Below are 12,943 nucleotides of genomic sequence, written 5' to 3' on the forward strand. Positions count from 1 at the left end.
GGTCAATCCACACAACCTTGATAGCACTTTTCTCTGCGCAGACGGCTAAAATGCCGCCACTGCCTCCGCTGAGCCCGACATGACCATTACCCGCCACGCCCAGATCGACTGGGACGAACACGGCAACCCGCGTTCCCGCGATTTCTCCGACGTGTACTTTTCCACCGAATCCGGCCTGGACGAAACGCGCCATGTGTTTCTGGTGCAGAACGACCTGCGCCGGCGCTTTACCAAGTTGCCGGACGGCGGCAGGCTGATCATTGGCGAGACCGGATTTGGCACCGGGCTGAATTTTCTCTGCGCCTGGCAGTTGTTCGACGAGTGCGCGCCCGCCAATGCACGCCTGCAGTTCGTCAGCGTCGAGAAGTACCCGTTGAGCCACGCCGACCTGCAGCGTGCCCTGGCGTTGTGGCCCGAGCTGTCGCCGTTCGCGGGTCAATTGCTCGACCAGTATGTGGCTGTGCACGAAGGCTTTCAGCGTCTGGTGTTCGCCGGCGGCCGCGTGACCCTGACGCTGCTGATCGGCGATGCACTGCAGATGCTGCCGCAGCTGGACGGGCAGATGGACGCCTGGTTTCTCGACGGTTTTGCGCCGGCGAAAAACCCGGAAATGTGGACTCCGGAACTGTTCGCCGAACTGGCGCGCCTGTCCACATCGAGCACCACGATTGGCACGTTCACCAGCACCGGCTGGGTGCGCCGCTCGCTGAATGCGGCAGGTTTCAAGATGAAGCGCGTGCCGGGCATCGGCCACAAATGGGAAGTGCTGCGTGGCACGTTTATCGCCTGGCCAGAGGACGTGGCGCATCCGCCTGCTGCCAAGCCGTGGTTCGCCCGCCCCGCGCCGATTGGCGGCGAGCGCAAAGCGCTGGTGATTGGCGCGGGTCTGGCCGGCTGTGCCACGGCGCAGAGTCTGGCGCAGCGCGGCTGGCAGGTCAGCCTGCTGGAGCGCCACGCCGCACCGGCGCAGGAAGCGTCGGGTAATCCGCAAGGCGTGCTGTATTTGAAACTGTCGGCGCACGGTACCACGCTGTCGCAGTTGATCCTCAGCGGTTTTGGCCATACGCGAAGGCTGCTTGAACGCTTGCAGCGCGGGGTCGACTGGGACGCTTGCGGGGTGCTGCAACTGACCTTCGATGACAAGGAAGCGCTGCGCCAGAAACAACTGGCCGATGCCTTCCCGGAATCACTTCTGCACCTGCTGGACAAGCCTGCCGCCGAAGCACAAAGCGGCGTTGCACTGAACAGTGGCGGGCTGTTTTATCCCGAAGGCGGCTGGGTTCATCCGCCTGCGTTGTGTCACGCACAGGCTGAGCACGCCAATATCCGCCTGATCGCTCATCAGCAGGCGCTGGAGCTGAGACGTGTCGATGATCAGTGGCAGGTCTGGAGTGAGGAACAGTTGATCGACAGCGCTCCTGTCGTGGTGTTGGCCGGTGCAGCTGATATCCAGCAGTTTTCGCAGAGCGCCGACTTGCCGCTCAAGCGCATTCGCGGGCAGATCACCCGCCTGCCACAGACTCAGGCCAGCACGGCATTGCGCAGCGTGGTGTGCGCCGAGGGTTATGTGGCTCCGGCGCGTCTGGGCGAGCATACGCTCGGGGCGAGTTTCGATTTCAACAGCACTGATCTGACGCCAAACCTGGCCGATCACCTGGACAATCTGGGGCTGTTGCGGGAGATTTCGGAAGACCTCACTTCGCGCCTCGATACCGCCGATTTGTCGCCCGAGCAATTACAGGGGCGCGCGGCGTTTCGCTGCACCAGCCCGGATTACCTGCCAATCGTCGGGCCGCTGGCCGATCGCGAGGCGTTCATGCAAGCCTATGCCGCGCTGGGCAAGGATGCGCGTCAGGTGCCGGACATCACCTGCCCGTGGCTGGATGGCCTGTACGTTAACAGCGGCCACGGTTCGCGCGGCCTGATCACCGCGCCGCTGTGTGGCGAACTGATCGCCGCCTGGCTCGACAACGAACCACTGCCCCTGCCACGCAGCGTCGCCGAGGCCTGCCACCCCAACCGCTTTGCCCTGCGCGGGCTGATTCGCGGCAAGGGGAAACAGACTGTCGGGCACTGAAACCCGCAGATAATCCTCGCTTGCACGACAGTTGAGATTAGCGTTCCCTACGCTCCAGTGGAATGCAGCTCTCGACGCTCTGCGTCGAAAAGAGGACGCAGAGCGTCCTGAACGGCATGCCGACGCGGAGCGTCGCACGATATTTCCTACGAGCACGCTCAGGCGCTACTCTTGAGCGTCTGTCAGAACAATTGGGCCGCTCATGCTGCAAGTGCGAAACGTATTCAAGCGCTACACCACGGCACAGGGACCGCTGGATGTCTTGCGTGGTGTCGATCTGCATCTGGCACAGGGCGAAAGCCTGGCGTTGATGGGTGAATCGGGCAGTGGCAAGAGCACCTTGCTGCATCTGGTGGCAGGCCTGGATCAGGTCGACGATGGCAGCATCGAGGTCGCAGGCCAGCGTCTGGACCTGATGAACGAAAGCCAGCTGGCCAACTGGCGGCGTACCGAAATCGGTCTGGTGTTTCAGCAGTTCAACCTGATCGGCAGCCTGAAAATAGCCGACAACCTGGCGTTTCAGGCACGCTTGGCCGGGCGTGTTGATGCGGATTGGCAGGCGCATTTGATCGAGCGCCTCGGCCTGGCCGCACTGCTGGATCGCTACCCCGAACAACTCTCCGGCGGACAGCAGCAACGTGTAGCGATAGGCCGCGCCCTCGCCTCCCGACCCGGCCTGCTGCTGGCTGACGAACCCACCGGCAATCTCGACGAAGCCACCAGCGACGAGGTGCTGCAACTGCTGCTGGATATCCTCGCCGACAGCCCTACCAGCCTGCTGATGGTCACCCACAGCCCGCGCGTCGCGCAGCGGCTGTCGCGTAAAGTGGTGCTGCATCTGGGCCGTCTGGCTGACGAAGGCGAGCGCTGAGATGCGGGTTTTCTACTGGACGCTGCGCGCCCTGCTGAGTCATTGGCGCCGTCATCCGGTGCAGTTTTTCAGTGTATTGACCGGTTTGTGGCTGGCTACCGCGCTGCTCACCGGTGTGCAGGCGCTCAATAGCCAGGCGCGAGAAAGCTACCAGCGTGCCAGCCAGCTGATTGGCGGCGAGCCGCAGACCCGTATCACCGCCAGCAGCGGCGGGCTGTTCCCGCAGGCGTTATTTATCGAGCTGCGCCGTGAAGGCTGGCCCGTGTCGCCCATGCTGCAAGGCCGCATCGTGCTTCAAGGGCGCGAAGACCGTCGCCTGCAACTGATGGGTATCGAGCCGGTGACCTTGCCGACCGGCTCGGCACTGGCCGGGCAGACGCTGAACGCCGAACAGGTCGTGGACTTCCTCACACCGCCGGGTATGACCTGGATTGCACCGCAGACCCTGCAAGCGCTGGGGCTTGAGGAAGGCCAGCAGCCGCTGACCGAAACCGGCGTCGCGCTGCCCCCCTTGCGCGCCAAACCCGACATGGCGCCTGGCGTTTTGCTGACTGACATAGGCTTTGCGCAACCGTTGCTGGGCCAGTCGGGGCAGTTGTCCGGAATGCTGCTGGCCAAGGATTTTGCCCGGCAGAACCCTGCGCTGCCGGCAGCCCTGAATGACCTGCTGGTGATCAAGAAAAGCGGCGAGGAAAACAATCTGGAGCGCCTCACCGAGAGCTTCCACCTGAACCTGAACGCACTCGGGGTGCTGTCCTTCATCGTCGGTCTGTTCATTGTCCACGCCGCCATTGGCCTGGCCCTTGAACAGCGTCGCGGCCTGCTGCGCAACCTGCGTGCCTGTGGCGTCAGCGCACGTCTGTTGATAGCTGCGCTGGGCGTAGAACTTGGGGCACTGGCGCTGTTGGGCGGTGTTTTTGGTGTGGTCAGCGGCTATCTGCTGGCCAGCCTGTTATTACCGGATGTCGCGGCCAGCCTGCGCGGCTTGTATGGCGCGGAAGTCGCCGGCCAGTTGAACCTCAGTCTGTGGTGGTGGCTGAGCGGTATCGGCCTGAGTCTGCTTGGCGCGTTGCTGGCCGGTGCCAACAGCCTGTTGCGAGCTGCGCGCCTGCCGTTGCTGGCGCTGGCCGATGCCCAGGCATGGCAGCAAGCCCACGCGCGATGGTTGCAGCGCCAGGCGTGGGTGGCGGTGCTGGGCGCGGTGGTTGGCGTGAGTGCGCTGGTGTTCGGCACCAGCCTGATGCTGGGGTTTGTGATGATGTCCGCCCTGCTGCTCAGTGCCGCGCTGGCCCTGCCGGTTTTGCTGGACGCCATGCTTGGCGGTCTGTTGAAGCGCAGCCGCTCGGTGCTCGGGCAATGGTTTGTGGCGGATTGCCGTCAACAGCTGCCCGCCCTGAGTCTGGCGCTGATGGCCCTGTTGCTGGCAATGGCCGCGAACATCGGCGCAGGCAGCATGACCTCGGGTTTTCGCCAGACGTTCAACAGTTGGCTGGAGCAACGCCTGACGGCCGAATTGTATGTCAGCCCGCAGAACCCCGAGCAGGCCGAGCCGCTGAACACCTGGCTGAACCAGCAACCGGATGTCGGCGCCGTGCTGCCCAACTGGCAGGTGCCGGTGCAAGTCCAGGGCTGGCCTGCGGACCTGTTTGGCGTGATCGATCACAGCATCTATCGCCAGCACTGGGCGCTTCTGGAATCCGTCGCCGGTGATCCGTGGAATGTTTTGCGCGATGAAGACACGGTCATGCTCAGCGAACAATTGGCACGCCGCCTCCAACTGGGGCTGCAAGATACGCTGAGCATCCCGGTGCCCAATGGCAAGTGGACCCCGCGCATCGTCGGGATCTATGCCGACTATGGCAATCCGAAGGGCCATCTGCTGGTCAATGAAAAACACCTGCTCGCACACTGGCCGCAATCGATGCCGGTGCGTTTCAACCTGAGGGTCGATCAGGCGGCAATCCCGTCGCTGGTCACCCGGCTGCAAGCGCGTTTCAAGCTGGACGATAATCACATCATCGATCAGAGCCAGCTCAAGGGTTGGTCGAGCCAGGTCTTTGAACGTACGTTTGCCGCCACGGCCGCACTCAACAGCCTGACATTGGGCGTGGCTGGCGTGGCGCTGTTCATCAGCCTGCTTACTCAAAGCCAGAGCCGTCTCGGGCAGCTCGCCCCGTTGTGGGCGCTGGGGGTCACTCGACGGCAATTGATGCTGCTCAACCTGGGACAGACCTGGCTGCTGGCGGTCCTGACACTGGTGCTCGCGCTGCCACTCGGGCTGCTGCTGGCCTGGTGCCTGGATGCGGTGATCAACGTTCGAGCCTTTGGCTGGCGCCTGCCGCTGCAGGTGTTCCCGCTGCAACTGCTGCAATTGATGGCGCTGGCGATGCTGGCGACTTTGCTGGCCTCGGCCTGGCCACTGCTGAAACTGTACCGCAGCCGTCCAGCGGACCTGCTCAGGACATTCGCCAATGAACCGTAAATGGCTGGTACCGCTGGTCATCGTCGTGCTGCTCACTGCCTGCGACGACAAACCGCAACCTGAAAGCGGTTTCGCCGGTCTGGGCAATACGGCCGACAGCTATGCGCAGGTGACACCCGGCAAGGTCTTTTCATTCCCGCAGGACCACGGCCAGCACCCCGGCTTTCGGATCGAGTGGTGGTACATCACAGCCACCCTCAAGGATGACGCGGGCCAGCAGTTCGGCGTGCAATGGACCCTGTTTCGCAATGCCCTGCGCCCCGGCCAACAGACCGGCAGCGGCTGGAATGACGGCACGATCTGGCTGGGCCATGCAGCGGCGACTTCAAGCAGCGGTCATTATGTGGCGGAGCGTTACGCGCGCGGCGGCATCGGTCAGGCCGACGTGACGCTGGCACCCTTCTCGGCGTGGATCGATGACTGGGCATTTACCAGCCATGTCCGCAGCGGTGATCCGCTGGCGGCCATGCAGCTGAAGGCCAGCGGCAAGGACTTCCGCTACAACCTGAACCTGACATCCAGCAAGCCGTTGGTGCTGCAGGGTGAACAGGGCTACAGCCAGAAATCGGAGGCGGGCCAGGCGTCGTACTACTACAGCCAGCCGTTCTTCGACGCCAAAGGCAGCGTGATCATTGAGGGCAAAACACATCAGGTCACCGGTAAAGCATGGCTGGACCGCGAATGGAGCAGTCAGCCACTGACCGCCAACCAGAGCGGCTGGGACTGGTTTTCGCTGCAACTGGCAGACGGTGATCGCCTGATGCTCTATCGCATCCGCCACAAGAGCACTGCCCCCTACCTGACCGGTAACTGGATCAGCGCCGACGGCACCACCCGGATGCTGCACGCCAACGAGATCAGCCTTGAGCCACTGAAAGAAACCTCGATCGGCGAGCATAAAGTGCCCACCCGCTGGAGAATCAGGGTCCCCGACCGAAATCTGGACATCACCAGCGAAGCGCTGAACCCTGCTGCCTGGATGGGCGTGAGTATCCCCTACTGGGAGGGGCCGGTGAGGTTCAGCGGGAGTCAGGAAGGCGTGGGGTATCTGGAGATGACCGGGTATTGAGCGGGTCTGCTGGCAGTTGCGCCTTCAATTCGAAACACCTGTTGGCGCGGGGACAACCACCGACGCACCTCAGGCTGACTTTTTGAAATAGGGCCATGTGCTCAGGTTTTTCATTTGCCAACAGCTCGGCCAGAGCCAGACACATATCCATATGATTTTTCTCATAAAAAAATGGAGACCGATCGGGGCTCCATTTGAAATTCCTGAACGAGTTTAAAAGCCTTCGTACTCTTCGCAAGCCTGTGCGACGTGCTTGTTCATATCGATACCCCTTTATGTATGCCGAGTGAGTTGACGTGCTTTCATGTGCCCCAAACTAGCGTGCTGCAAACATCACCGTCAATGAGCCGAATCCGCTTTACATGTCAGAAAAATCCGCCCTAAAGCGGGTGCGGTAAGCACGACAGCAACCCCAACCCAGTGAAAGCATCAATTCCAGAAGCAAGCACCCAACCAGCTGAAATCAAACGCTTATAACTTTTTGATCTAAAACTACCATGCCCTCACTGGGTCAGTTTCTGGGTGACTGCACTTTCTCAGTCACCTCCCCAACGGAAACCCGGTAAGGACTTATGTGCGGATTAGCAGGTGAATTACGTTTCGACCATCAACCAGCGGACTTAGCCGCTGTTGAACGCATTACCCATGAGCTGGCGCCTCGCGGCCCGGATGCGTGGGGGTTTCATAGCCAGGGGCCGGTTGCCCTTGGTCATCGTCGCCTGAAAATCATGGACCTGTCGGACGGCTCGGCGCAGCCGATGATCGACAGCAATCTGGGCCTGTCCCTGGCCTTCAACGGTGCGATCTACAACTTCCCGGAACTGCGTGCCGAGTTGGAAAGCCTTGGCTATCAGTTCCATTCCGGCGGTGACACCGAAGTGTTGCTCAAGGGCTATCACGCCTGGGGCGCAGACATGCTGCCCAAGCTCAATGGCATGTTCGCCTTTGCCATCTGGGAACGTGACAGCAAGCAGCTGTTCATCGCCCGTGACCGCCTCGGCGTCAAGCCGTTGTACCTGTCGAAAACCGACAAGCGCCTGCGCTTCGCGTCCTCGCTGCCTGCCCTGCTCAAGGGTGGTGACATCAGCGGGATGCTTGATCCGGTGGCGCTCAACCATTACCTCAACTTCCATGCGGTAGTGCCTGCCCCGCGCACCCTGCTGGCCGGCGTCGAAAAACTTCCGCCAGCCAGCTGGATGCGTATCGACGCCAGCGGCAAGCTCGAACAGAAAGTCTGGTGGACCCTGCCCTACGGCCCGCACGAAGACGAGAAAAACCTCACCCTCGAAGACTGGCGCGACCGCGTACTGGACAGCACGCGTGAAGCGGTAGCGATCCGCCAGCGTGCTGCAGTGGACGTCGGTGTGCTGCTGTCCGGCGGCGTCGACTCGAGCATGCTGGTCGGTCTGTTGCGCGAAGTGGGCGTCGAGGACCTGTCGACCTTTTCTATCGGTTTTCAGGATGCCGGCGGCGAGCGCGGTGATGAATTTCAGTATTCCGACCTGATCGCCAAGCATTACGGCACGCGCCATCACCAGTTGCGTATTCAGGAACGCGAGATCATCGAGCAGTTGCCTGCGGCGTTCCGCGCCATGAGCGAACCGATGGTCAGCCACGACTGCATCGCCTTCTACCTGCTGTCGCGTGAAGTATCGAAGCACTGCAAGGTGGTACAGAGCGGCCAGGGCGCTGACGAACTGTTCGCCGGTTACCACTGGTACCCGCAAGTCGACGGCGCGAGCGATCCGGTTGCCGCCTACCGTGATGCATTCGTCGACCGCAGCTACGCGGAATACGCCGAGACCGTGCAGCCGAAGTGGCGCACTGCCAACGACGCAGCCGGTGATTTCGTTCGCGATCACTTTGCCCAGCCAGGCGCCAGCGCTGCTGTCGACAAGGCATTGCGTCTGGACAGCACGGTGATGCTGGTCGATGACCCGGTCAAGCGTGTCGACAACATGACCATGGCTTGGGGCCTGGAAGCGCGTACGCCGTTCCTGGACTATCGTCTGGTCGAACTGTCGGCTCGCATTCCGGGTAAATTCAAGCTGCCCGACGGTGGCAAACAGGTGCTGAAAGAAGCCGCGCGCATGGTCATTCCTTCGGAAGTGATCGATCGCAAGAAAGGATACTTCCCGGTGCCTGGCCTCAAACACTTGCAGGGCGACACGCTTGACTGGGTGCGCGAGCTGCTGACCGACTCCAGTCAGGACCGCGGCCTGTTCAACCCTGCCATGGTCGACAAGTTGCTGACCAACCCCGAGGGCCAGCTCACGCCATTGCGCGGCTCCAAGCTGTGGCAACTGGCAGCGCTGAACCTGTGGCTCAGCGAACAGGGACTGTGATCGATGAAACAGAACGCGACGACTTATAGCCAGCGCCTGTTGCGCGGCCAGTCGCCCTCGTACGAACGTCTGCAGGCGCGACTCGCTGAAGACGGCAGCCAGATAGATGCAGACCCTCTGGCGTTGCATTGTGGCTGGGGACGCTTGCTGATCGGTCACACCTACCCTGATCCGGCCGCACTGGCTCAGGACCTGCTCAACGAAAAACCCGGCGAGCGCGACATCGCCCTATATGTGGCAGCCCCGCAACAGGTGTTGGCGCAATCGCCGCAGCAGTTGTTTCTCGACCCGTCGGACACACTGCGTCTGTGGTTCAGCGATTACCGCCCGGCGCACCGTGTGTTTCGCGGCTACCGTATCCGCCGTGCGCATAATGAGAACGACTGGCAGGCCATCAACAACCTGTATCTGGCGCGCGGCATGTTGCCCATCGACCCCGAGCTGCTGACCCCGCGCCACGAAGGTGGCCCGGTGTACTGGGTGGCCGAGGACGAGGGCAGCAAGACGATCATCGGCAGCGTCATGGGCCTCAACCACCAGAAGGCCTTCAATGATCCGGAAAAAGGCAGCAGCCTCTGGTGCCTGGCGGTTGATCCGCAATGCACGCGGCCCGGTGTCGGCGAAGTACTGGTCCGGCATCTGATCGAGCATTTCATGAGTCGCGGCCTGAGCTACCTCGACCTGTCGGTGCTGCATGACAACGATCAGGCCAAGGCGCTGTACGCCAAATTGAATTTCCGCAACCTGCCGACCTTCGCCATCAAGCGCAAGAACGGCATCAACGAGTCGTTGTTTCTCGGCCCTGGCCCGCAGGCGGACTTCAATCCGTATGCGCGGATCATTGTCGAGGAAGCCCATCGGCGCGGCATTGACGTGCAGGTGGATGATGCGGACGCCGGGCTGTTCACCCTCAGCTATGGCGGTCGTCGCATCCGCTGCCGCGAGTCGTTGAGCGATCTGACCAGCGCGGTGAGCATGACCTTGTGTCAGGACAAGAGCCTGACCCATCGTGCCCTGAAGGCCGCCGGCCTGCGCCTGCCCGCACAGCAAAGGGCGGGCAACGCAGACGATAATCTGGCGTTTCTCGAAGAGCACGGGCAAATCGTGGTCAAGCCGCTGGACGGTGAGCAAGGTCAGGGCGTCGCGGTTGATCTGCGCACCATTGAAGACGTGCAGAGCGCCATCGAACAGGCCCGCCAGTTCGACACTCGCGTCATTCTGGAAAGCTTTCACGAAGGTCTGGACCTGCGCATCGTGGTGATCGGCTTTCAGGTCGTGGCGGCGGCGATACGTCGCCCGGCTGAAATCATTGGTGATGGTCGCCACACCATCAAACAGTTGATCGAAGCGCAGAGCCGACGCCGCGCCGCTGCAACGGATGGCGAAAGCCGTATTCCGATGGATCAGGAAACCGAGCGCACGGTGCGCGAGGCCGGCTTTGACTACGCCGATATTCTGCCGATGGATCAGCGCCTGGCCGTACGGCGTGCTGCCAATCTGCATACTGGCGGCTGCCTGGAAGATGTCACGGCCATTCTGCACCCGGTGCTCCACGACGCAGCGGTGCGTGCCGCGCGGGCGCTGGACATCCCGGTCGTCGGCCTGGACCTGATGGTGCCGGCCGCCGATCAGCCTGACTACGTGTTCATCGAAGCCAATGAACGCGTAGGCCTTGCCAATCACGAACCACAACCCACCGCCGAACGTTTCGTCGATCTGTTGTTTCCGCACAGCCTCCCTGTGCATATCTGATCGCAGCTGCGGGCACGGCTGCAAATGGCGTATCAGCCTTTGCAGCCCGTGGCTTGCAACTGTTCCATAAGGAGCATCCATGACCCCTGCAAATATCCCCGATCCGGATCTGAAATACCTGCAGAAAGTTCTGTTGGAAATGCTCGCGATCCCAAGCCCTACCGGCTTCACCGACACTATTGTGCGTTACGTGGCCGAGCGTCTCGAAGAGCTGGGCATCCCGTTCGAACTGACCCGCCGCGGCACGATCCGCGCCACGCTGAAGGGCAAGCAGAACAGCCCCGACCGCGCCGTATCGGCGCACCTGGACACCATCGGTGCCAGCGTTCGGGAAGTTAAAGAAAACGGCCGCCTGTCACTGGCTGCGGTCGGCTGCTGGTCGAGCCGCTTTGCCGAAGGCAGCCGGGTCAGCGTGTTCACCGACACCGGCGTGATCCGTGGCAGCGTTTTGCCGCTGATGGCTTCCGGTCACGCGTTCAACACCGCCGTGGATGAAATGCCGATCAGTTGGGACCACGTCGAGTTGCGCCTGGATGCCTATTGCACCACCCGCGCCGACTGCGAATCGCTGGGTATCGGCATCGGTGACTTCGTCGCCTTCGACCCGCTGCCGGAGTTCACCGAGAGCGGACACATCAGTGCCCGCCACCTGGATGACAAGGCTGGTGTCGCGGCACTGCTCGCCGCCCTGAAATCCATTGTCGACAGCGGTGCCGAGCCGTTGATCGACTGTCACCCGCTGTTCACCATCACCGAAGAAACCGGTACGGGCGCGGCTGGCGTGCTGCCCTGGGACGTGAGCGAGTTCGTCGGCATCGACATCGCGCCGGTTGCGCCAGGTCAGCATTCCAGCGAACACGCCGTCAGCGTGGCGATGCAGGACTCGGGCGGTCCTTACGACTACCACCTGTCCCGCCATCTGCTGCGGCTGGGTGTGGAAAACGAGTTGCCGGTGCGTCGTGACCTGTTCCGCTATTACTACAGTGATGCGCACTCGGCCGTGACTTCGGGGCATGACATCCGCACCGCCCTGCTGGCGTTCGGCTGTGACGCGACGCATGGCTACGAGCGCACGCATATCGACAGTCTGGCGGCGCTGAGCAAGTTGCTGGGTGCCTACATACTCAGCCCACCGGTATTCGCCAGCGATGCCAAACCGGCGCAGAGCTCGCTGGAGCGCTTCAGCCATCAGATCGAGCACGATGCGCAGATGGAATCCGATACCCGCGTGCCACCGGTCGACAGCCTGATCGGGCAGAATCGCGAAGAGAGCTGAGGCCCTGTGAATTGCGGTGCGTGGCACCGCAGTTCTATTATCGCCGCTCATCGACACGAGAACCGCCATGCTGATCCCCTACGACCAACTGGAACCTGACACCCTCACTCGCCTGATCGAGGATTTCGTCACCCGTGAGGGCACCGATAATGGCGACGAAACACCGCTGCAAACCCGGGTACTGCGCGTGCGTCATGCGTTGACCAAGGGCCAGGCGGTGATCTTTTTCGACCTTGAGAGCCAGCAGTGTCAGCTGATGCTCAAGCACGACGTGCCGAAGGAGTTTTTCGAATAGCCTCTAAAGGCCGAGTCAGGTCATTTGCCCACAACGTCGCCTGCTGACCACGCCGCTCACCGAAGCGGCGTTGTTGCCTGTTGCGCAAGCGTCCTGGCGATTCGCTTGTAGACTTCAGCGCGGTGAACCTTGACGTCTTTCGGGGCATTGATCCCGAGCCTGACCTGATTGCCGTTGATCCCCAGAATCTGCACGGTGATGTCATCACCAATGGAAAACGTTTCGCCAATTTCCCGCGTCAGTACCAGCATTTTTCCCACCCTTGCGTTGCGCAAAAGAGGCAGGGTGCATGGCGAGACACGGCGCTTCAATGCGCTGATGGCAAATCAGTAACGTCCTGCAACAGCACCGGAAAAGACTGAAGGAAAGGTCTTACTTTCCAGCCAAATCCGTGGGAAATATCGTTCGCGGCAGTGGTTAATCAAGCGGCGGACCAACGCGGCCCCAGCAGAATGATGATCGCACCGATGACGCAGAACGCCAGACCCAGCCAGTCCGTGCCCAGCGGCCTGACTCGCTCGACCAGCCCCAGCCAGGCAATCGAAGCAACAATGTAGATCCCGCCATACGCCGCATAGGCTCGGCCCGCATAAGCCGCCTCCACACGTGTCAGCAACAGTGCAAACACCGTCAGGCTGACAAGCGCAGGAATCACCCACAGCGCGCTCTTGCCCTGACGTAACCACAGCCAGAAGGCATAGCAACCGAATATCTCGAACAGAGCAGCGAGGAAAAACCACAGGTAATTGAGCATGAAAGGTTCTCAGGTCAGGGCT

10 protein-coding genes are annotated in these 12,943 nt (G+C 61.7%); 8 read left to right on the forward strand and 2 right to left on the reverse strand.

All coding sequences use genetic code 11. The features are described from left to right. Nucleotides 1-79 precede the first annotated feature (79 nt). From mnmC to KUIN1_RS19400, 8 genes are all read left to right on the forward strand, one after another. Nucleotides 80-2,077 carry a bifunctional tRNA (5-methylaminomethyl-2-thiouridine)(34)-methyltransferase MnmD/FAD-dependent 5-carboxymethylaminomethyl-2-thiouridine(34) oxidoreductase MnmC gene (gene mnmC, locus KUIN1_RS19365; RefSeq protein ID WP_152092188.1) on the forward strand — a complete coding sequence of 666 codons (1,998 nt, stop codon included), beginning with the start codon at nucleotides 80-82 and terminating at the stop codon, nucleotides 2,075-2,077. Nucleotides 2,078-2,279: 202 nt separating this feature from the next. Beyond that, the gene (locus KUIN1_RS19370) at nucleotides 2,280-2,948 is read left to right on the forward strand and encodes an ABC transporter ATP-binding protein (protein ID WP_024639723.1); all 669 of its coding nucleotides are present in this window, start codon (nucleotides 2,280-2,282) and stop codon (nucleotides 2,946-2,948) included. A 1-nt stretch (nucleotide 2,949) separates the two neighbouring features. Continuing rightward, nucleotides 2,950-5,430: an ABC transporter permease gene (locus tag KUIN1_RS19375; RefSeq protein ID WP_152092189.1), complete on the forward strand. Its 2,481-nt coding sequence runs from the start codon at nucleotides 2,950-2,952 to the stop codon at nucleotides 5,428-5,430. Further along, nucleotides 5,420-6,499: a lipocalin-like domain-containing protein gene (locus KUIN1_RS19380; RefSeq protein WP_152092190.1), complete on the forward strand. Its 1,080-nt coding sequence runs from the start codon at nucleotides 5,420-5,422 to the stop codon at nucleotides 6,497-6,499. Before KUIN1_RS19375 ends, KUIN1_RS19380 begins: the two co-directional genes overlap by 11 nt. Before the next feature lie 572 nt (nucleotides 6,500-7,071). Further along, nucleotides 7,072-8,844 (forward strand): N-acetylglutaminylglutamine amidotransferase, encoded by a 1,773-nt coding sequence (locus KUIN1_RS19385; protein ID WP_116866445.1) that lies wholly within the window; start codon nucleotides 7,072-7,074, stop codon nucleotides 8,842-8,844. 3 nt (nucleotides 8,845-8,847) lie between these two features. After that, complete coding sequence (ngg, locus tag KUIN1_RS19390; RefSeq protein WP_024639726.1) at nucleotides 8,848-10,596, forward strand: N-acetylglutaminylglutamine synthetase; 1,749 nt, start codon at nucleotides 8,848-8,850, stop codon at nucleotides 10,594-10,596. 79 nt (nucleotides 10,597-10,675) lie between these two features. Continuing rightward, entirely contained in the window at nucleotides 10,676-11,872 is a 1,197-nt protein-coding gene (locus KUIN1_RS19395; protein WP_003402538.1) for an osmoprotectant NAGGN system M42 family peptidase, read from the forward strand. A 67-nt stretch (nucleotides 11,873-11,939) separates the two neighbouring features. Further along, nucleotides 11,940-12,167: a YheU family protein gene (locus tag KUIN1_RS19400; RefSeq protein WP_003314533.1), complete on the forward strand. Its 228-nt coding sequence runs from the start codon at nucleotides 11,940-11,942 to the stop codon at nucleotides 12,165-12,167. A gap of 56 nt (nucleotides 12,168-12,223) precedes the next feature. Here KUIN1_RS19400 and csrA read toward each other — a convergent pair whose 3' ends face one another. Beyond that, nucleotides 12,224-12,418, reverse strand: coding sequence for a carbon storage regulator CsrA (gene csrA, locus KUIN1_RS19405; RefSeq protein ID WP_003402536.1), 195 nt, complete (start codon nucleotides 12,416-12,418; stop codon nucleotides 12,224-12,226). Between the two features lie 170 nt (nucleotides 12,419-12,588). Next, nucleotides 12,589-12,921, reverse strand: coding sequence for a YnfA family protein (locus KUIN1_RS19410; RefSeq protein ID WP_003402534.1), 333 nt, complete (start codon nucleotides 12,919-12,921; stop codon nucleotides 12,589-12,591). Between the last annotated feature and the right edge of the window lie 22 nt (nucleotides 12,922-12,943).

The sequence above is a fragment of the Pseudomonas sp. KUIN-1 genome, assembly GCF_009176725.1.
Taxonomy (GTDB): domain Bacteria; phylum Pseudomonadota; class Gammaproteobacteria; order Pseudomonadales; family Pseudomonadaceae; genus Aquipseudomonas; species Aquipseudomonas fragariae.

Coding starts and splice junctions, on each gene's coding strand:
- ngg (WP_024639726.1), top strand. CDS start 8,848: ATGAAACAGAACGCGACGACTTATAGCCAGCGCCTGTTGCGCGGCCAG.
- KUIN1_RS19410 (WP_003402534.1), bottom strand. CDS start 12,921: ATGCTCAATTACCTGTGGTTTTTCCTCGCTGCTCTGTTCGAGATATTC.
- KUIN1_RS19380 (WP_152092190.1), top strand. CDS start 5,420: ATGAACCGTAAATGGCTGGTACCGCTGGTCATCGTCGTGCTGCTCACT.
- KUIN1_RS19370 (WP_024639723.1), top strand. CDS start 2,280: ATGCTGCAAGTGCGAAACGTATTCAAGCGCTACACCACGGCACAGGGA.
- csrA (WP_003402536.1), bottom strand. CDS start 12,418: ATGCTGGTACTGACGCGGGAAATTGGCGAAACGTTTTCCATTGGTGAT.
- KUIN1_RS19395 (WP_003402538.1), top strand. CDS start 10,676: ATGACCCCTGCAAATATCCCCGATCCGGATCTGAAATACCTGCAGAAA.
- KUIN1_RS19400 (WP_003314533.1), top strand. CDS start 11,940: ATGCTGATCCCCTACGACCAACTGGAACCTGACACCCTCACTCGCCTG.
- KUIN1_RS19385 (WP_116866445.1), top strand. CDS start 7,072: ATGTGCGGATTAGCAGGTGAATTACGTTTCGACCATCAACCAGCGGAC.
- KUIN1_RS19375 (WP_152092189.1), top strand. CDS start 2,950: ATGCGGGTTTTCTACTGGACGCTGCGCGCCCTGCTGAGTCATTGGCGC.
- mnmC (WP_152092188.1), top strand. CDS start 80: ATGACCATTACCCGCCACGCCCAGATCGACTGGGACGAACACGGCAAC.